Genomic DNA, 20,033 nt, shown 5'->3' with positions numbered 1-20,033 from the left:
CCCAGCCTCGCCATGAAGGCGAGCATGGTCCAACACCGCCCCAGCCTGGCCCATGAAGGCGAGCATGGTCCAACACCGCCCCAGCCTGGCCGTGAAGGCGAGCATGGTCCAACGGCGCCCCGGCGTGGCCGTGGGGGCGGGTGCCCCGATAGGCACCCGCCCCCGCGGATCTCGGATCGAACGTCACGCCAGGCGGTGGGCCTCCACGGTGGTGCGGTGGCGGCGGTGGTCCTTGCAGCCGCAGGCGGTGTCGGCCAGGGGGAGGGGCTCGTGGTGGCCGTTGACGGACAAGGGCACCTCCTCCCCTGCGGTGCCGAAGACGATGGTGTGCGTCGAATGCGGGACGAGTCGCAGGTCGTGGGTGATGAGTATGGTCGTGCGCCCGTCCATGAGGCGCCGCAGGGGCGTCATGACGCGGGCGGCGCCGGCCGGGTCGAGGCCGGTCATGGGTTCGTCGAGGATGAGGATGGGCGCGTCCCTGAGGAGGGCTCGGGCGATGGCGACGCGCTGGCGCTGGCCGCCGGAGACGAGGCGGCCTCGCTGGCCCATCGGGGTCTCGTAACCCTGTGGGAGTTCCTCGATGAACTCGTGGGCGTCGGCGACGATCGCGGCCTCCACGATCTCCTCCAGGGTGGCGCCGGGGCGGCCGTAGGCGATGTTCTCGCGCACGGTGCCGGAGAAGAGCAGGCTTTCCTGGTGCAGGACGGTGATGTTCTCCCGCAGTGATCTGAGGGTGAGGTCGCGCAGGTCGTGACCGTCGATCGTGATCGAGCCCTCGGCTGGGTCGTAGAACCGCAGCAGCAGTTTGGCCATGGTCGACTTGCCGGAGCCGCTGGGGCCGGTGCACACGAGCACGTCGCCCGGTCCGACGGCGAAGGACAGGTCGGTGAGGGTGGCGTTGGCGCGCCCGTCGTAGGTGAAGCACACGTTGGCGAACTCGACGCGCCCCTGCCCTCTGCCGATCTCGATGGCGCCGGGTTTGTCGGCGACGCTGGGCTTGGACTTGAGGACCTCGATGACCCGGTCCGCGCCCGCCCCTGCCTCGGAGACGGTGAGGGCGATCTGGCCGAGGTTCTGGATCGTCGGGTAGAGGTAGCCGAGGTAGGCCGCGAAGGCGATCAGACCGCCGATGGTGAGTCGGCCCTGGACGATCTGCCACGCGCCCACGCCGATGATGACGAGCAGGCAGATGGTCTCCAGAACCTGGACGACGGGTCCATATCCGACCGCGAGCCGGGCCTCGGAGAGTTTGGCCGTCATCCAGGTGCGTCCCACCTTGTGGAGGCGGACCGCCTCGGTCTGCTGGCGGTTGTAGGACTGCACGAGTGCCTGGTTGGAGAGGCTCTCCTCCACCACGCTGTTCATGCTGCCGTTGCTGAGACGTTCGCGGCCGGCCGCGCTTCTGAAGCGTGAGGCGAACAGCTTGGAGACGAACAGGAACGACGGGACCAGCAGCACGGTGATGAGCGCGAGGTCCCATCTGATGTAGAAGGCCGCCCCGGCGAAGAAGACGATGCTGATCAGCACGGTGACGAGCCGCACGAGTCCGGAGGCCACGAGTTCCTCGATGGCCTCGATGTCGTCGGTCAGCCGTGCCATGAGGTCGCCGAGCCGGCGATTCTCGAAGTAGTCGGGCGACAGTTTCTGCATGTGGTCGTAGACGTGGTCACGCAATCTCAGCAGAAACCGCTCCCCCGCGAGGGCCGTGAGCCATCCGCCGATGAATGCGGCTATGCCCGCCACTACGGCGAGCCCGAGCCAGAGTATGGCAGGAGCCCAGAAAGCGCCGAGGTCCTGTTTGGCCAGCACCTCGTCGGTGATGCGGCCGAACAGCCAAATGGCCACCACCTCGCAGCCGGCTGCGAAGACGGCCACGCATATTCCGATGACCAGGTAGCGTCGATAGCCCTGCATATGCGGCCAGAACGCACGGAACACATGCCTGATCGACACAATCGGGGCGACATGAGGAATACGCATAGCAGTCAGCTCCGCTTTCACAGGGTCTCGCGCACACCGCGAAACCGCACGGCAAAAATGCGTCGGTAACCCGCAGGCGACCGGAATCGCCCGCGGGCATTATCAACCGGCCCGCGGGCCGCAGGGATCGCTGGGCCGAGGCCGGTGTGAGCGCCCTCGCCGCAGGTCATCGGCGACTCGCGGCGAGGGTCGCATATTCACCTGTGGGTCAGACCGGGTGAGAGCCGCCGGACTGGGCCAGGGCTCTCATCCTGGCGTGGGTGGCTGTTACCAGCCCCACCCGCCTCCGCCGCAGTGGTGGCGGCGGCGGTGACAGCCGCAGCCGCCCCATCCCCAACCGAAGTCCCAGTCGTCGTCGTCCCACCATCCGTGCCACTTGACCACGGAACCAATCATGGAGACCCCCCCTAAAGGATCGTTTTTCGGACTCAGTCCAGATATATCACCATTTGCGACACCGTCCCCCAAGTCCACTTCAACGTCCCCTAGAGATGGATTAATCGGTAAAATAATGGCAAGCTCAAACCTTTATCTCGAACTTATTTGTTGGCCCAGGGTCTATTGCGATCTTTACGAAAGCCCTGCCTGGCCGGACAAAGCCGAATCTCTGCCGCGCCGGGCACACTCTCCAAGCGGCGTCAAAGTTGAATTCCGTACGGCATCGCCGGACCTGCAGAACATCTGGCCGACGGCCAACCCAGAGACATTTCCGCTGGTCAGCGGATACGTACGCCGTACTTATCCGGGATACGTACGGTGTACTTCACTTAGATACGTACGGTGTACCTTCCGGCGGCTTCCGCCGTACAGTCCAGGCCGGGGATCGCAGCACCCACCGGAGGTGGGCGAACAGGCACGAAGGCGCGAAGCGGGCCGCGATGCGAACACGAGACCGAGAGGAGAGATCGAGCACTGAACGTCCCCTCGACGCCTGCCGCCCCGGCCGGCGGACCCCCTATATAGAGGTGCACACTCCCCACCCGTCGGCGACGAGCCGGGCAGGGCGTGGAACAGCCCCCAAGTCACTGCGCGCCCGGACATAAAAACGGATGAGAGCCGAAGCGCAGGACTCCGGCTCTCATCCGCAAGATGAACCGACCGTTCACGGCCCTATTCTTGCAGCGACATGAGCGTCAATGGCAGCGCTTCTTGTAGTGCTTCTTGTAGTGCTTCTTCCCCTTCTTCTTCTTTCTTCTGCGGTCCGGGAAGAAGTTGGAGGGCAGCGAGAAGTACATTCCTATCCTCCTTCGATCAGCTTTTCCGCCGAGCCTTTTCAGATATATCAGCCGCCGAAGTCCTTATCCTTCAAGCCACCACAAACATCCCCCTGATTGCGCTTTAATAAGCAAAGGCAGGGCAACGGTGAACCGCAAAAGTTCACCCAATCGTTGAACGCCCGCACATCGTAAGCCAGTTGCGCCCCTCCTTACCCCGCGGGAGGCCTGTCAAAAAGGCAGTGCACGGCGGGGGCGCAGGCTTATCGTTTTCCTGAACCCTTCGATGACCGCGTGCACCTGCCATGCGGTCTCCGTCGGGCCGATAAGATCCATGTAAAGACAGTGACGCACCAGCACATCCAACTCGACCGCGAAATAAAGCGCCATAAGCGGATTGACGAACACCTCGCCCTTAAGCTCCCGCGCCCCTGTGGCCACATGTCCGGCCTCGCCCCGCACCGCGGCGGCGATGGAGCCGCTCGGGATGGAGGCCCGCTCGGGGATGACCGCCGCGGCGTCGTTCACCGCGTCGAGGAAGGCCAGGCCCTCGGGGCTGTCCCCCGGCACGGAGAACGCCCCGAGATATCCGCCGTCCCGGGACAGGGCGGCGAGGTTCTCCAGGACGTGGGCGTGGCAGACGCCGTGATAGGTGTCCACGCCGAAGCCGATGCTGAGCACCAGCTTGATCACCGCCTCGGGCAGGGCCGCGACGGCGGCGACACTGGCCAGATCCTCCCCGGGGGTGCCGAGGCCGGCCTCGTCGCCCCGCATCAGGATGTCCGTGCCCCCGTCGACCAGCACGACGGCGTCGACACCGCCGAGGGCCTCGACGAGCTGCCGGTAGGCCCTCGTCAGCGGGCGCACCCCGGTCTTCTCCAGCGCGTAGACCTCGGCGTCGCGATCTCTGCTCCGCAGCCACCGCGAGAGGCGCAACTCGGGGAAGTAGGGCCCGTCCGGCTCCAGATCGGGGTGGACTCTGGCCAGCCCCGGCGCCATCCAGTCGAGGCCGGGCTCGGTCAGCGGGCTGAAGGTGAGGTTGGCGAAGGTCACGGCCACACCCCGCTCCATCAGCGTCAACGCGACGGGAAGCCCGGCATAGACGTCGTGCCCGCCGCCCGCTCCCGCGATCAGCACACGCCGCACCCCCGCCAGCCGGGTGAAGAACGGCACCGTGTCGAGGCTCATCCCAGGGACGCTACCGCGCTTCGATCAACAAGATCCCGGAAATGCCCGGCAACCACCACCGGGGCGCGGGGCTCGATCAGGAGGACCTGGAGGCGCTCTTCGCACTGGCGGTTCCAGGGGACAGAAGCCGGCCTGCTGCTCGGCGCCTCGCTCGGCTTCGGCGGCGTCGCCGTACGCCGCGCGGTCAGGCCGCGTCCCTGACGGCGCACTCGACCGGCCTGACGCCCGTCCCGCCGGCTCGCAGCCAGAGGCCTGTCAAGGCCAGCACGCCGACCTCGGTGATCACGACGAGCCGCTGGGTCAGGCCCGCGGGGATGTCGTCGTTGCTCACCTCGATGCCGACCATCCTGAAGATGTACGGAACGACCACGAGAAGCAGACACGCGAGGGCTGCCACGCTCAGGCGTCGCACACCCTTCGCCATGGGGGCATCGCGGTAGCGGTAGGCGATGAGCAAACCGGCGACGGGCATGGCGAGGAACGCCACGAGGGCGGCATATCTGTGCACTCCCCCGGAGAACGACAGCGGCAGTCCGGGAGCGTCCGTGGGGAACAATCCCACGAGGAACATACACAGGCCCCACAGGGAGACGAGAAGGGCGACCGGGGTGTCGGTGCCCCGGCGGAAGGCGACGAGGCCGAACAACACCGCACCCAGGCCGAGGAGTGTGAGTGAGGCTTCGAGGAGCCACCCCTCCGCCTCGAAGGCGTATTCACTGATGAGGTTGTGCAGCGGGCTCAGATCGGTGCCTGCGTGAAGCGTCAACATCGCGACGCCACCGGTGGCTATCGCAGTGAAACCGACGGTGGTGAGCGCCCTTCCCGTACTTCTTGCCATGCGTCAAGGCTCGCGAGAAATGTCCGTTTAGCGCATCGGAGATCATCCTTAACCGGCCCTGATCGATCCCCGAGGGGGGGAGGGGGAGATTACCGCCGGCACCCAGGGGAATCCTCCCCCGCGACCCCGCCCATCTGCGCAGACATCAGGCTCTAGGGGTGCAGCCTGCCTCAGGGTAGGCCCTCAGGGAGGTGGCGCTGGGACCAGCCTGACATGGCAGCAGGCGCCACCGTGCCACACTAATTCAGAGATCACGACATTTGGGGCTAAGCATGATGAAGCGGGCTTTGGGGGCAACCGGACCGCAGGTCTCTGCCATCGGCCTCGGCTGCATGGGCATGTCCGAGTTCTACGGCGCAGCCGGCGAGAGCGAGTCGATCGCGGTCATCCATCGCGCGCTCGACCACGGCGCCGGTTTCCTCGACACAGCCGATATGTACGGCAAAGGCGCCAACGAAGAGCTGGTCGGCAGGGCGATCGCGGGCCGCCGCGACGAGGTGGTGCTCGCCACCAAGTTCGGCATCGTGCGCGGCGACGACCCGCGGAGCCGGGGCATCGACGGCAGGCCGGAATATGTACGGCAGGCGTGCGACGACTCTCTCCGGCGGCTCGGCGTCGACCACATCGACCTTTACTACCTGCACCGCCGCGACCCCGACGTGCCGATCGAGGACACCGTGGGAGCGATGTCGGAGCTGGTGAAGGCCGGGAAGGTGGGCCACCTCGGCCTGTCCGAGGTGAGCGCGGGGACGTTGCGCCGGGCGGCGGGCGTGCACCCGATCGCGGCGCTGCAGAGCGAGTACTCGCTGTTCACCCGGGAGCTCGAAGCCGAGATCATCCCGGCCGCCAGGGAGCTCGGTGTGGGCATCGTGGCCTATTCGCCGATCAGCCGGGGCATCTTGAGCGGCGCGCTCCCGGCCACCGACGCGTTGGCCGAGGACGACTTCCGGCGCAACCTCCCCCGGCTCTCCGCGGAGAACGCCGCGCACAACCAGGCGCTCGTCGACGAGGTGCGCGCGATCGCCGGCGAGGCCGGCTGCACGCCCGCGCAACTCTCACTCGCGTGGCTGCTGGCGCAGGGGAACGACATCGTGCCCATCCCCGGCACAAAGCGGCTGGGCTATCTGGAGGAGAACCTCGCGGCGGCCCACATCACCCTGACAACGGAACAACTGGCCGCGTTGGCTTCCGCCGTACCCGCCGGGGCGGTGTGGGGGCAGCGTTATGTGGACATGTCGTCTATCGAGCAGTAGGGCCGGTGCCCGCGCAGGGGGCGGGGCCGGTCAGGCCGGTTCTGCCATATACCAGCGGGCGTGGCCGTCGCCGCGGATGAGGGAGTCGAGGCGGCGGGACAACTCGCGGTATGAGAAGGGGTCGGACGCGGCGTTGCGGATGTGGATCCCGATGGCGTACATGTCGCGCACCTCCATCAGGGTGCCGTAGCCCGGCCATGCCCGCAGGTCGCTGCCGTAGGAGGCGGCGAAGGCATCGACATCACCTCGGGTGAGGCCGAACCTCCGCTGACCGTGATAGGTGTGGATCAAGTCCCACTGGCGCGGTCCGACGGCGACGCCATCCCAGTCGCAGAGCACGACGCGGCCGTCCGAACGGCGCAGCAGGTTGTCGATCCAGGCGTCGCCGTGGAGCAGCACCGGAGGCTCCTCCCCGGTCATGCCCGTCCAGAGCTCGGTGAGCTCGTCGATGCGGTCGGTGAGCCAGACCTGCCGGCGCGCGGGCAGCACCTCCGAACGCAGCACCGCGTCGCGGACCTCGCCGAGCGGGTCGCGAAACCGCTTGAGCTTGACGGGGGGCACGGGCAGCCGGTGCAGCCTGCGGAGGATCTTGCCGAGCTCGTTGGTGGTCGGGCGCCCGCTGGCCGGGACGTAGTGCCAGAAGGTGACGACCCTCCCCTCGTGCACGACCGGTTGTTTGGAGATCTCGTCGGCGGGACGCACCGCGGGGAAACCGCGCTCGCCGAGCCAGCGGGCCACGGCCAGGACCGCGGGCAGCCTGGTCAGGGCGTCGGGCGCGGTCGCGATGCGCACCACGATCTGGTTGCGGAGCTTGAACACCGCGTTGCTGCGCACCCGGAGCAGTTCGGCCCCGTCGGCGCGCATTCCGTAGTCGTCGCAGATGTCACGAAGGGTGACCCAGGCCCGCTCAGCCAGCGGGTTGCCTCTCATGGGCGGGTCAGGGCGGGTTGGGAGGCGGTGTCGGCGAGCACTTCGGCCAATTTCCTGGCCGCCCCGCTGCGGCGCCGCTCGACCGGCAGTGCTCCAAGGAGCGCCCGCGCCCGTGTCACCACGATGGACGTGCGATGCTCGGGTGGCACCTGGAGCATCGCTTGAAGAGCCAGCCCGCATGCTTCCTCGGCATGTCCCTCCCTGAATATGTGTGAGGCCTGCTCAAGCAAGATGAGCACGGGATCGATGGTGTAGGGGCCGAGTGCCTCGGGGTCGGGGATGCAGGTGAGCTCGCCCAGTTCGATGAGGGTGCCGGTGCGGTAGAACTCCAGCCGGCGCTCGGAGAAGACGAAGGCCAGGTGGTCGAGGCCGCTGCGCGGCATCCTTGCGAAGATCTGCTCGGCCTCTGCCAGAGCGACCCGCGCGGCGCGGTGGTCGCCGAGTTTGGCCAGTGCCCGCGCCTCGGCCGCGGCGCCGAGGGCGGCGGGTGAGCTTGGAGCGCTCCCCGCCAGCATGCGCGCCTCGCGGGCCAGTCGCAGCGTCTCGGCCAGGTCGCCGTAGTGGTAGGGCAACATCGCGTGCTGCGCCCGCACCAGCGCGCGCAGCCGCAGGTCGCCGAGGTCGTCGGAGGCTGTGCGCGCGGTGGCGTACCACGCGTGGGCGAGGCGGGTGTCGCCGAGCTTCATCAGCGCGTCGGCCGACAGGAGGGCGAGCATGGTGGTGGCGTTGAGGAGCCGGCGCTGCGCGACGGCGGGCTGGCGGACGACGGTCATGCGCCGCACGTCGGAGATCTCCAGCATGAGCCGGTAGAGCATGGGCAGGGGAGCGCTCTTGATGTATTGCCGACGGTAGTTAAGCACCTGCTCGTCCAGCCCATCGAGCTGCTCCTCCGACACCGTCGACCCGGCGAGCGCCCGGTCGATGGCCTGGCGGGTGTTGTCGACCTCGACCAGCAGGCGGCCGTTGAGCACCATGCCGCCGCCGAGCAACGCCTGGTGGAACAGTGCCCGCCGCTCGGTGTCCCCCTCGCGCTCCCATTGGGTCACCGGGTAGGGCAGGTCCTCCTGCCCGTCCTGACGGGAGACGACCATGACCTTGGCGCCGCCGCTGTCGTCACAGTAGTCGCCCGCGAGACCGAGGCGTACGGCATTGGCCCGGTAGAGGCGGGCCAATAGGTCGATGGTCTGCGGGCGAGGTCTGGCCCGGTTGTTCTCCCAGGCGTTGAGCAGGTCGATGCTGGCCCTCGGCGAACCGAGCTCGTCGCGCTCGCAGAGGTCTTCCAGCTCTTGCACGGCTTTGCGCGCCGACCACCCTCGGGCCAGCCGATGGGCCTTCAGCAGGCTCACGCAGCAGCAGCCGTGGATCGCCTGGGCCGTCTGCCATAGGCTCCACTGCCGGTGTCCGGCTTGTTCGCGCCATCGCCGCGCACATGCGGGCGAGTGTTCTCCTCGGGCCATGTACGCCCCTCCGCGTTCTCCCCCGCCCCCTTATGGAACACCGCTCTCTCCGGCTGCTCCGCAACGCTTTTCTCACAGGTTAATGACGGCGCACCACCGCGAGGACGTCCTGGTGCGAAACATTACCCATTTCCGCGCGGATTCCACGGAGTACCTGCGAGTATCCAACGGAGTCCACGTAATCGGAGGCAGGAAGGTGTTTGCCCGTCACGTCGGAAGACCTCAGTCTGCTGATGACACCCAACCGTCTTCACCGTTCCGCTCCAGGAGTGATCAGTATGACGGCACAGAGTTACGCGATGACCGCGGAGGCCGTGGATCACCTTCAGCGTCTCGCCATGCAACTGGAGGCCCACTCCTTCAAGGTCGAGCTCAAATCGCGCACCGGGCTCTTTCCTCAGCTCCACGTCGTCAACCCGGCGGCCCCGTCGGTCACCGAGGACGTCCTCGCCTGCGAGGACGAGGGTGAGTGGTGGTTCTGGCTGTCCTGGGCCGGCCGCATCGGCCAGGCCGAGGACGTGACCACGGCCGCCGAGCGCATCGCCAGTGTCCTCCATGTAGTTAGGCGCTGACTTTCTACCTCGAATAGGTGGAATTGGGTAGGGGCTACTCATGCCCGCATAGGGGTCAAAGGCGCAAGGTGGTCAAAGAATCCCCTGATCCTCCAGGAGAGGACTATGACCACCGCGCAAGAGCATGAGTACTCCTACTGCGCTCTCCCCTCGGTCCCGCCTCCCGCTTTCCCCGCGGAACTCAATCACGACCGGCTCGCGGCGATCCTGGCACACCACAAGCAGTGGGCCAACGGCACCGTCCTGCACTACTACTTCTTCGACGGGGCGGCCGACGGCTCGTTCGTCAGGAAATCCGGCGGCAGCGAATTCGTCTCGTGGGTGGGCACCCCCGAGCAGCAGGACATCGTGCGGGAGGCGTTCCAGGAGTGGAAGAGCCTCGGCATCGGACTCGAGTTCCGCGAGGTGACCTCCCGGTCGGAGGCGGAGATCCGGATCGGGTTCATGCGCGGCGACGGCCTGTGGTCCTACCTCGGCCGCGACGTGCTGCGCCAGGGCGTCAACGCCCGCACCATGAACCTCGGCTCCGACATCTCCACCGCGTACGGCAGAGCCGCGGTCCGCCATGAGATCGGCCACACCCTCGGCATGCCGCACGAGCACCAGAACCCCAACGCCGGCATCGTGTGGGACGAGGAAGCCGTCTACGAGTGGTTCGGCGGACCGCCCAACAATTGGCCGAGGGAGCAGACCTTCTACAACATCATCAGGAAGCTCGACCGGAACGAGGTGATCGGCTCGGACTGGGACCCGCTGTCGGTCATGCACTACGGCTTCGGGCGCGGTCTCATCATCTCCCCCGAGCGCTACCGGGACGGCATCGCCTCCAACCTCAAGATCTCCGAGGCCGACGCGGCGTATGTCCGGCAGTGGTATCCGCCGCTCGACCCGGGCGACGCCACGGAGATCAGGCCATTTGAGTCCGCCCCCTTCCAGCTCCGCGACGGGGAGCAGGTCGACTTCACGCTCCGCCCGGGGGAGAGCCGGGAGTACAAGATCTCGACATTCGGCTCCTCCGACGTTGTCCTCGTGTTGTTCGAGGAAATCGAGGGGGAACTGCGATTCGTGGCGGGTGACGATGACTCGGCCCAGCCCCGGAACGCCCAGATTCCTGTCAGACTGGTGAAGGACCGCACGTATGTGGTCCGCGTCCGGCTCTACTCGTCCTGGGATTCAGGCCGCGCAGCGCTCATGTACTGGTGAATCATCCCAGGTGAGGCTGTTGGCGGCGTGAAAGCGATCCGCAAGGGCGTCCCCCTAGGGTGCCGGATGTTGCCGTCAGCAAGGAAAGGCTTTTGATGTTCCCCGTGTCCTACCGCCGTGGCCTCCTCACCTTCGCCGCGGCGTCCGTCCTCGTCCTCTTCACGGCCGCCTGCGGCGGCTCCGGGGAGGACACCTCGGCCAAGCCGGCCGCTGAGGCCCCGGTCGAGAACAAGGCTGCCGAGCCCGCGTCCGGCAGTGGGGGCGGCGACACCAAGCAGATCTGCCGTGACGCCATGCGGATCGGCACCGATTCCATGGGCGACATGCAGAAGCTCATGTCCGACCCCACCGCACTCAACACGACCTTCGAGAAGTTGTCCGGCCAGTACAAGGACCTCGCCGCCAAGGCCGACGGCGAGCTCGCCGGCGCACTCAACAAGTTCGCGGAGATCTACTCCTCGCTCAAGGTCGACATGAACAACCCCCAGGCGGCCATGACCCAGCTGACCGATGTCACCACCAAGGCCCAGGAGGCCGGTGCCGCCCTGACCAAGGCGTGCGTCTGATCCGGTCCTGACGGCCCGGCGGCCTGAAAAGGCCGCCGGGCCGATTGGTCGTTCGAGCGCTCCGGGGGAGGAATCTCCTCTACCCTGTCGCCCGTGACCGCTGAGACCACGGCCCGCCCCGAGACCGACGAGCCAGACCGCCCCGCGCGGTTCCGGCTCCCGGCCCACGCCGTCGAGGTGGGCATGCTGACCGCGGTGGCCACCGCGGTCTACTCGCTGCTCGGGCTCACCAAACTCGCGAACTTCCGGGCCACCACGTTCGACCTGGTGATCGTCGACCAGGCCGTCAGGGCTTACGCGAAGTTCGCTCCGCCGTACATCCCCACGGTGGGAATGGTCCACGGCCGGGGGATGGATTACCTCCAGGTGGCGGACCACTTCTCGCCGATCTACGCGTTGCTCGCGCCGCTCTACTGGATCCACGACGGCCCGGCGTCGCTGATCATCGGGCAGGCCCTGCTTTTCGCGGGCGCGATCCCCTTCCTGTGGATGTTCACGCGGCGGGTGCTCGGCACCGGGCCGGCCTATCTCGTCTCGATCGCCTACGCCCTGTCGTGGCCGGTGGCTCAGGCGGTCAACTTCGACGCGCACGAGGTCATGTTCGTGCCCATCCTGACCGCGATCATGATCGAGCGGTTCCACGCGGGCAGGCTGCTGCCGGCCGGGCTCGCGATGTTCGGGCTGCTGTTCGTCAAGGAGGACATGGGGCTGCTGGTCATCGGGGCCGGGGCCTGCGTGTTCGTGCTGGGCCGGCGCCTCATCGGGCTCGGGTGCATCCTGCTCGGCGCCGGGTGGGCGGTCATGCTGCGGGGCTGGCTGATGCCGCTCTTCGGCGGGGATATTCAGGACTTCTGGGCATATGCCCATTTCGGGCCGTCGGTGGGATCCACCGTGGCCGCCATGCTCAGCGACCCGATCAACACACTGAGTGTGCTCTTCAGCGAAGAGACCAAGATCGACACGATGTTCCTGCTCGCGTGGCCGGCCTTGATGCTCTGTTTCCTCTCCCCCATGGTGCTGATGGCCCTGCCGCTCGTCCTGGAGCGCATGCTGGCCGACCGCGTGTTGTGGTGGGCCGCCGACTATCAATACAACGCCTTCGTGGTGATGATTCTGTTCTGCGCCGGGGTCGACGGGGCCGCCCGGCTGCTCAAATGGCTCAAACTCCAGGACGACAGGGCGCTCAAGTTCGGATACGGCGCGGCCGTCTGCGCCGTCGCGATCACCTTGTTGCCGCAGTTCGCCTTCGGGCAACTCGTGCGGAGCGACTTCTACAGCAAGGACGCCCGTGTCTTCGCCGCCGCCGAGGTCGTGAGCAAGGTCCCCTCCGGGGTGGTCGTCGAGACCGTCAACTCCCTCGGCCCCGCCGTCACCGACCGCACCACCGTGCTCATGTGGGGCAACACGCCTTACAACTCACCGTGGGTAGTGGCCGACGTGGCCCGGTGGGAATATCCGTTCGGCTCCGTCGACGAACAGCGCGCCCGCGTCGACGACCTGCTCCGCAACGGCTATCGCAAGGTCTTCGAGCGCGAGGGCTTCATCCTCCTCAACCGCTGAGCTAGGGCCGCCCGGGCGGGGCCAGGCCGACGGCCTGCTCATAGGCCCGGTCGAAGCCCTCAAGGACCGCCGGCCACGAGCACTCCACCGGCTCGGTGGTGCGGTTGTGCGCGGCGATCCGCCCGCGCAGGTCCTCGTCGCGGGCCAGACGCACCACCGCCGCGGCCAGCTCCTCGGAGCTGCCGCCCAGCAGCCCCTCCTTGCCCGGCCGGATGAAGTCGGCCACCCCGCTTTCCGCCCGCGCCACCACCGGCACCCCCGCCGACCGCGCCTCAAGGGCCGCGATGCCGAACGACTCCCGCGGTGCCGGGGCCACGAACACGTCGGCCTCCGCCAGCACCTTGCGGATCTCCTCCCGGGTCAGCCGGCCGGGAAGACCCACCCACTCGGCCATGCCGTGTGACTCCAGGAACCGCCTCATCGACCCCCGAGCCGGGCCGTCGCCCACGATCGTGGCCCGCAGCGGCACCGAGGCCGGAAGGCGCCGGCGCACCACCTCAAGCAGCTTCAAGAGCCGCACCGGGTGTTTCCGCGGGGCCAGCCGCCCCACCGCCACGACATGCACGCCGTCCCCCGCCCGGGGCGGATTGACCTCGGTGGGGCGCCAATCGGTGAAGTCCAGCCCGTTGGCCACCACGCGCACCGGCACCCGCCGCCCCGCCACGGAACGGATCGGCCGCGCCGCCGCCTCACTCACCGTGGTCGCCACCAGCCCCCAGCGCTGCCACTCGAACGCCAGCCGCAGCGCCCGGTAAAGCCCCTGCGTGACCGGATCCCACATGCTGTGAACCGTCACCACCACCGGCAACCCCACCCGCACCGCCGCCCGCACGCCCATCCACGCGAAGGGTGACACCGCTCCCGCGTGGACATGAACCACCTCGGGCCGTCTCGCCGCCATCAGCCGCATCAGGTGCCCCACCCCGAACGGATGCACAGGCAGATCGAACGGCATGCGCGAGACAATCCTGTAGACCCCCGTCAGCCGATCGCCACCGGTCGCCGTGGCCACCTCGGCCACGTGTCCCGCCGCCCGCTGCATCCGGACCAGATCCGCGACCTGCACCTCGATGCCGCCCAGCCGGGGCAGGTAACAGTCACTGACATGGAGGATCCTCACCCCGCCAGCCTCCCAGAGAAAATCCCCTCCCCCCAAATCCACCCCGCGGCCGGAGCGGCGCTCATCGGCGGCTCCGCCGGGGCCGAAGGCCGAGGGTGAGGAAGGACACTGGAGGCACAACCGTCCAGCTCGTGCGTGAGGCGGCATGAGGAGGGGTTCAGGCGCGACAATGGATGTGTGTCGCGTACCGCTGTGTTCTTCCACGCCCATCCAGACGACGAGGCTCTGCTGACCGCGGGCACCATGGCGATGTTGGCCGCCGAGGGCCATCGTGTGGTGCTGGTGGTGGCGACGGCCGGTGAGCGGGGGCTCGCCGACGTGGAGCCCGGGGAGGACCTCGGCAAGACGCGCATGGCCGAGTTGTATAAGTCGGCCGCGGCCCTCGGATGCGCTCGGGTGGTGTTGCTGGGTTACGGGGATTCCGGGCTCAGCAGCAGCGGCGGGGTGGCCGAGGAGCGACCGGACAACGCGTTCATCGACGCCGACTCGGAGGAGGCGGCGGAGCGGCTGGCGAAGGTGCTCACAGACGAGGGGGCCGACCTGCTGACGATCTACGATCCGGCGGGCGGCTACGGGCATCCCGATCATGTGCAGGTGCACAGGGTGGGGGCCCGCGCAGCGGAGATCGCGGGCACGCCGGTGCTGCTGGAGGCCACCGTCAACAGGGATCCGCTGCTCAAGGGTTTGCGGCTGGCCAGCCGTTTCTATAAATTCCCCCCGGAGTTCGACATCCGAACCTTCGAGCGGGCCTACTCCCCGGGTGAGACAATCACCCACCGGATCAACGTGCGGCGGTTCGCCGGGCAGAAGCGGGCCAGCATGGCCGCCCATGTGACGCAGGCGGCCGGCGGGGAGGGGCCGCGAACGTTGGCGGTCATGCTCAAGGTGCCGGCTGTGCTCTACAGGTTGATCTTCGGCACGGAGTGGTATGTAAGGCGTGATCTCCCCGAGGGCACCCGCCTGACACATCCATTCGACCATTGGCCGACCGGCCACGGCTGAGCCGGACGAGGAGACCAGATGAAGAACCGGTGGCTTCAGATCGGCCTATCGGTCGCATCCCTGGCCCTCGCGGCCATCTTGGTGGTGTTCCTCCCGTCGATTGTGAAGTTGCTCACCGGCAGGGACGTGTCGTGGTCGCAGATCGCCGCGGAGTTCGCCGGCATCTCCCCCGGCATGATCGGGCTGATGGCGGCGGTCTGGCTGGCCAGCCTGATCGCTTACACGTTCGTGTTGACGGCCTCCCTTCCCGGGTTGAACCACGCGCAGGCGCTGACGCTCAACGCGGCGGGCAGCGCCGTGAGCAACCTGCTGCCGTTCGGCGGGGCGGCGGGCATGGCCATGACGGTCGCCATGACGAGGGGGTGGGGTTTCCAGATCCGCTCGGTCGTGGTGTCCATGCTGGTCAGCGGGGTGTGGAACACCCTGTTCAGGTTCATCCTCCCGGCCGTGGGCATCGTCGCCCTGCTATCGGCGGGCGAGGTCCCCAACCCGGCGGTGGCGCGGGCCGGCTGGGTGGGCGCGGTGTCGATCCTGGTGCTGGTCGCGGTCGTGGCGGTCGCGCTCTACTGGACACGGGCCGCCGAGCTGCTCGGCCGGGGGCTCGACGCGCTGATGAGGCTGCTGCCCGCGCGGCTGCGCCGGTCGCCCAACGCCGCGTCGGCGGCGCTGGAGCGGCTGCGCGCCGACACCGCCGACGTCGTACGGCGGCGCTGGCCGGGCCTGTCCCTCGGCATGATCGCCTTCCTGGGGCTCCAGTGGCTGATCCTCGTGTGCTGCCTGCACGCGGCGGGGGTCTATCCGGGGCTCGCCCAGTCGATCGCGGTCTTCGCCCTGTCGAGGGTGCTCACCACCGCGGTGGTGACCCCGAGCGGCACCGGCATCATGGAGGCCGGCACAAGCGCGCTGCTGATCGCCTTCGGGGCCGCGCCCGAGGGAGCGATAGCCGCAGCACTGCTGTTCGGGTTCTGGACCTACACTATCGAGATCCCCTTCGGCGGGCTGGCGTTGGGCGCGTGGGCTCTGCTCCGCAAGCGCGACCGCGCCACGGCCGCCGGTTCGCCGTCCCGAGGAGAGTCCCTGCCATCCGACGCCGCGCCATCTGACACCGCGCCATCCGACACCGCGCCATCCGACCCCGCGTCACCCGGCACACCGCCGTCCGACGCCCTGTCACCCGATGCCCCGTCACCCGACAGCCGGCCACCCGATACCCCGCCGTCCAACACCTCGCCGCCGGGCGCCCCGTCCGCCGGCACCCCGTCGCGAGCCGGCAGGAAGGACACCGGCTCGGGACAGCCCCGCACGCGCGCGTGACACGATCGAGAGCAAGACCCCCCGACCCGAGAGTGGCAAATACCTTGTGCGTGATTCGAAGGTCCACATAGCGTGGCGGCTGACATGGTGGCGTTTCGAGTTCTCGGGCCGGTCGGGGCCTGTGAGGGCGAGAGGGAGCTCGATCTCGGCGGCTTACGCCAGCGGGCCGTGCTCGCCCGGCTGCTGGTGGCGCGAGGCCAGGTGGTCCCCGTCGACTCGCTCCTCTACGACCTGTGGGCCGACGACACGGCCAAGGGGGCGCAGTCGGGCCTCCAGGTCTACATCTCGCGTCTGCGCCGTGTGCTTGAGCCGGGCAGACCACGCGGAGGCCCCAACCGGCTGCTGGTGACCGTCGCGTCGGGATATGCGCTGCGGGTGGCGCCCGACCAGGTCGACGCGCTGCGTTTCGCGGCGATGGTGCGGGCCGCGGGCGAGCATCTGGAGTCTGAGGACCCGCTGGCCGCGCGGACGAGGCTCGAGAAGGCGCTCGGGCTGTGGCAGGGCACACCGTACTCCGATTTCGCCGACCAGCCGTGGGCGGAGGCGGAGGTCAACCGGCTCACGGAGCTGCGGCTGGTGGCCCGTGAGCGGCACGCGGACACGGGTCTGCGGCTGGGGCTGCCCGCGGAGACCGTGCCCGACCTTGAGGCGCTGACCACCGAGCATCCGCTGCGCGAGGAGGGCTGGCGCCTGCTGGCGCTCGGCCTCTACAGGTGCGGGCGGCAGGGCGACGCGCTGGCGGCGCTGCGGCGGGCACGGGCGATGCTCGCCGACGAACTGGGCATCGACCCGGGGCCCGCGCTGCGCAAGCTGGAGTCGGACATCCTGTCCCAGGACCCGGGCCTTGAGCTCACCACCACCCCGGCGCGCCACAGCCGCCCCTCGCCGCTGGCGGCGGTGGCCGACACGTGGCCGCCGCGCCCGTCGGCGCCTGCGGTCGAGCCGCCTCCGCTGGAGCCCGAGCCGTTCGTCGGCCGCGACGCCGAGTTGTCGCACCTGCTCGCCGCCGCGGCCCGCACGGGGCGCTTCACGTCGGCGATCGTCAGCGGCGACGCCGGCGAGGGCAAGACGACCCTGGTGCGCAGGCTGGCCGACCGGCTGGCGACGGAGGGGTGGATCACCACGTCGGGCGCCTGCCCCGACTCCAGTGCGACCCCTCCGGGGTGGGCGTGGGTCGAGATCCTGCGGACACTGGTCACGGCGGCAGGCCCGGGCGAATACGGTCAATTGCTGGCGCCGCTGCTCGACGATGCCGCCCCCGACCCCGATGACGACCAGGTCACGGGCGGTTTCCGGCTGCACAGGGCGGTCGGCGGCTATCTGAACGGCATAACCAGGCAGTCCCGCATGCTGATCACGCTAGAGGATCTCCACTGGGCCGACGATCAGACGCTGGCGCTGCTGCGCGCGTTACCCAGCCTGCTCGCCACCAGCCGGGTGCTGCTGGTGGTGACCTGCCGGGACAGCGAGCTGGACGACCGGCAGGCCGAGGTGCTCGCCGCGCTGGCCAGGCTGGAGCCGGTGCGGGTGGGGCTGTCGGGACTCGATCCGGCCGCTGTGGCCGAGCTCGTGCGGGCGACCTGTGTGCGTGAGGTGCCGGAGGAGGCGGTGCTCGGCATAGTCGAACGCACCGGTGGCAACCCGTTCTTCGTGCGCGAGACCGTGCGGCTGCTCGACTCCGAGACGGCGACCACCCGGGCGACGCCCGAGCAGGTCGTGCTCGGGGTGCCGTCGGGTGTGCGCGACGTGTTACGGCGGCGCATCTCGCGGCTGCCCGCAGCGGCTCAGCAGATCCTGCTCCAGGCCGCGGTGATCGGCCGCGACGTCGACGTGGACGTGCTGGTCGACGTGGCGGGCAACGAGGACGCGGTGGTAGAGGCCGTGGAGGCGGCCCTGCTGGCGGGCCTGGTGACCGAGCCCGGCCCCGGGTCGCTGCGGTTCGACCACGATCTGGTGCGGGACACGATCTACTCCGACGCGTCGAGGCTTCGCCGTTCCCGGCTGCACGCCGCGGTGGCGGCGGTGGTGGAGCGGCGCACGCCCGCCGACGTGGCGGCGCTGGCCCATCACTACGACGCGGCGGGCACCGCGGAGACCGCGGCCAAGGCGGTGCATTATGCGGGGCTCGCGGCCGAGCAGGCCGAGCGGCGCTTCGCGCATCGCGAGGCGGCGACGCTCTGGCAGCGGGGCATCGCGGCGTTCGACCGCTCGGGGCGGGCCGACGGACGTGAGCGCACCCGGGAGCGGCTGCTGCTGACCTTGCACCTGATCAAGGCGCTGGCGCTTTGCGGCGACATGGCCGCGGCGCGCAGGCACCGCAGGGAGGCGATGGACGCGGCGCTGCCCCTCGGCGATCTTGAGTTGACCGCCCGGGTCGCGGCCTCGCTGGCGGTGCCGCACAAGGGCATGGCGCGCGACTTCACCCGCACCGCCTGGGAGATCGTCGATGTCACCGAGAAGGCACTGGTCGAGCTGCCGACCGACGAGCAGGCGCTGCGGGCCAGCCTGCTCGCGACCCTCGCGCTTGAGCTGGAGGGCTCGGCCGGCGGCCGGGGCCACCAGGCGTCGCTGGAGGCCGAGGAGCTGGCCCGGCTGAGCGGCGACCCGGCGCTGCTCGCGGTGGCGCTGAGCGGGCGGCTGCGCCAGTCATACGGAATACCCGCGGTGGACGAGCGCGAGGCCATCGGGCGTGAGCTGCTTGAGGTGGCCGAGCGGTCGGGTCAGGTGTCCGTGCAGGCGCTGGCGCATCTGGTGCTGCTGGAGTGTTCGGCGGCCAGAGGAGATTTCGCCGCCGCCGACGCGCATGTGGCCGCCGCCGAGCGGCTCGCCAGGAAGTACGGCCTGCCCGCCCCGATGGCGGTCGGAGCGTGGTACGCCGGGCAGCGGCACATGATCGCGGGTGACTATCCGCGGGCCGGCGTCGCCTACCGCGAGGCGGCGCGGATGACGGCGCGGGCGGGCATGCTGGAGGGCCGCCAGGACCTCCCGTTGATCACGACGTTCTGCCTGCACTTGGTGGACGGCAGGGCGGCCGACATGGTGGAGCCGCTGGCCGAGGCGCATCAGCGGGGGGCGAAGTGGACCACCGACGCCTACGCGCTGGCGCTGGCCTCCGCCGGGCACCCGCGCGACGCGGCGGCGGTCGCGGCCTCGCGCGCCCCGGTGCGGCCGGACTTCCTCTACGAGCTGGTCATGATCTGGCGGGCGCTCGCGGGCATGCTGCTGGGCGACCTCGACCGCATGCGGGAGGCCTATGACACGCTCACGCCGTTCTCCGACCGCATCGCGGGCGCGGGCACAGGGGTGGTCGCGCTGTGGCCGGTGGCGCTGACGCTGGGCGATCTGGCGCTGCGGCTCGGCCGCGCGGGCGACGCACGGGCGCACTACGACAAGGCGCTCGCGGTGGCCGAACGCGTGGGTGTGCCGCGCTGGGTCGAGGCCGCCCGGCGGGCGATCGGCAACGTGCCCGGCATCACTTCGTCGTGAGCCGCTCCTCCGTGGCCGATGCGACGGCCGGGGCGGGTGCGGCGCCATCGGCGTCGATCGGCGAGACGTGCGAGCTCAAGGTCACCATGAGCACGCTGGGTCCGGCGGCCGGCGGCCCGGTGCCGTTTCCAGCGGCGCCGACGTACACGCCGGTGAACGCGAGAGTGGCGATCAGGAGCTTGGCCGCGGTCGCCGTACCTCTGACGACCGCCGGTCCCACCCTCCTTCGCACATCCATTGAGGTTTACCCCTTTCATTCCCCTCAGGTTTACGCCCCTGGGCTTGATCTATGGTTGACATCCGCTTGCAGTGCCAGACGGCCAGGTCAGGTGCTTGGATCGAGGCGGGGA

General features: G+C 69.1%; 15 protein-coding genes. 8 read left to right on the top strand and 7 right to left on the bottom strand.

Going from position 1 to position 20,033, the window contains the following annotated elements; all coding sequences use genetic code 11:
• Positions 1-183: 183 nt before the first annotated feature.
• From Ssi02_RS08535 to Ssi02_RS08525, 3 genes are all read right to left on the bottom strand, one after another.
• Entirely contained in the window at positions 184-1,980 is a 1,797-nt protein-coding gene (locus Ssi02_RS08535; protein WP_204023105.1) for an ABC transporter ATP-binding protein, read from the bottom strand.
• Positions 1,981-3,425: 1,445 nt separating this feature from the next.
• The gene (locus tag Ssi02_RS08530) at positions 3,426-4,382 is read right to left on the bottom strand and encodes a DUF1152 domain-containing protein (RefSeq protein WP_204023102.1); all 957 of its coding nucleotides are present in this window, start codon (positions 4,380-4,382) and stop codon (positions 3,426-3,428) included.
• Between the two features lie 184 nt (positions 4,383-4,566).
• A complete protein-coding gene (locus Ssi02_RS08525) occupies positions 4,567-5,220 on the bottom strand; it encodes a DUF998 domain-containing protein (RefSeq protein WP_204023099.1) in 654 nt (217 codons plus the stop codon).
• Between the two features lie 287 nt (positions 5,221-5,507).
• Between Ssi02_RS08525 and Ssi02_RS08520 the strand changes: the two genes are divergently transcribed.
• Positions 5,508-6,473, top strand: a complete 966-nt coding sequence (locus Ssi02_RS08520) for an aldo/keto reductase (RefSeq protein ID WP_307825607.1) — start codon at positions 5,508-5,510, stop codon at positions 6,471-6,473.
• 30 nt (positions 6,474-6,503) lie between these two features.
• Here the strand turns inward: Ssi02_RS08520 and Ssi02_RS08515 are convergent, their stop codons facing one another.
• Together Ssi02_RS08515 and Ssi02_RS08510 are read right to left on the bottom strand one after the other, a co-directional pair.
• Positions 6,504-7,403, bottom strand: coding sequence for a phosphotransferase enzyme family protein (locus Ssi02_RS08515; RefSeq protein ID WP_204023095.1), 900 nt, complete (start codon positions 7,401-7,403; stop codon positions 6,504-6,506).
• Positions 7,400-8,860 (bottom strand): helix-turn-helix domain-containing protein, encoded by a 1,461-nt coding sequence (locus Ssi02_RS08510; protein ID WP_204023093.1) that lies wholly within the window; start codon positions 8,858-8,860, stop codon positions 7,400-7,402. The genes Ssi02_RS08515 and Ssi02_RS08510 overlap by 4 nt, the downstream gene beginning before the upstream one ends.
• A gap of 278 nt (positions 8,861-9,138) precedes the next feature.
• Here Ssi02_RS08510 and Ssi02_RS08505 point away from each other — a divergent pair, with 278 nt between their 5' ends.
• From Ssi02_RS08505 to Ssi02_RS08490, 4 genes are all read left to right on the top strand, one after another.
• On the top strand, positions 9,139-9,432 hold the full coding sequence (locus Ssi02_RS08505) for a hypothetical protein (RefSeq protein WP_204023084.1): 294 nt from the start codon (positions 9,139-9,141) through the stop codon (positions 9,430-9,432).
• Positions 9,433-9,537: 105 nt separating this feature from the next.
• Entirely contained in the window at positions 9,538-10,635 is a 1,098-nt protein-coding gene (locus tag Ssi02_RS08500) for a M12 family metallopeptidase (protein ID WP_204023082.1), read from the top strand.
• 95 nt (positions 10,636-10,730) lie between these two features.
• The gene (locus tag Ssi02_RS08495; protein ID WP_204023080.1) at positions 10,731-11,201 is read left to right on the top strand and encodes a DUF8711 family protein; all 471 of its coding nucleotides are present in this window, start codon (positions 10,731-10,733) and stop codon (positions 11,199-11,201) included.
• Between the two features lie 93 nt (positions 11,202-11,294).
• Entirely contained in the window at positions 11,295-12,761 is a 1,467-nt protein-coding gene (locus Ssi02_RS08490) for a DUF2079 domain-containing protein (protein ID WP_239128720.1), read from the top strand.
• Position 12,762: 1 nt separating this feature from the next.
• Here Ssi02_RS08490 and Ssi02_RS08485 read toward each other — a convergent pair whose 3' ends face one another.
• Positions 12,763-13,881, bottom strand: coding sequence for a glycosyltransferase family 4 protein (locus tag Ssi02_RS08485; protein ID WP_239128719.1), 1,119 nt, complete (start codon positions 13,879-13,881; stop codon positions 12,763-12,765).
• A 177-nt stretch (positions 13,882-14,058) separates the two neighbouring features.
• On the opposite strand from Ssi02_RS08485, the gene Ssi02_RS08480 reads away from it, so the two are divergent.
• The 3 genes from Ssi02_RS08480 (at position 14,059) to Ssi02_RS08470 (ending at position 19,683) form a co-directional block, all read left to right on the top strand.
• Positions 14,059-14,883: a PIG-L deacetylase family protein gene (locus tag Ssi02_RS08480; RefSeq protein ID WP_239128718.1), complete on the top strand. Its 825-nt coding sequence runs from the start codon at positions 14,059-14,061 to the stop codon at positions 14,881-14,883.
• A gap of 18 nt (positions 14,884-14,901) precedes the next feature.
• Entirely contained in the window at positions 14,902-16,197 is a 1,296-nt protein-coding gene (locus Ssi02_RS08475) for a lysylphosphatidylglycerol synthase domain-containing protein (RefSeq protein WP_204023076.1), read from the top strand.
• A 72-nt stretch (positions 16,198-16,269) separates the two neighbouring features.
• Complete coding sequence (locus Ssi02_RS08470; RefSeq protein WP_239128717.1) at positions 16,270-19,683, top strand: ATP-binding protein; 3,414 nt, start codon at positions 16,270-16,272, stop codon at positions 19,681-19,683.
• Here the strand turns inward: Ssi02_RS08470 and Ssi02_RS08465 are convergent.
• Entirely contained in the window at positions 19,670-19,921 is a 252-nt protein-coding gene (locus Ssi02_RS08465) for a hypothetical protein (protein ID WP_204023065.1), read from the bottom strand. The two genes, Ssi02_RS08470 and Ssi02_RS08465, sit on opposite strands and share 14 nt — an antisense overlap.
• Between the last annotated feature and the right edge of the window lie 112 nt (positions 19,922-20,033).

The organism is Sinosporangium siamense (genome assembly GCF_016863435.1).
Taxonomy (GTDB): Bacteria; Actinomycetota; Actinomycetes; order Streptosporangiales; family Streptosporangiaceae; genus Sinosporangium; species Sinosporangium siamense.
The sequence above is the reverse complement of the archived record's forward strand: the minus strand, read 5'-3'. Positions and strand labels throughout refer to the sequence as shown.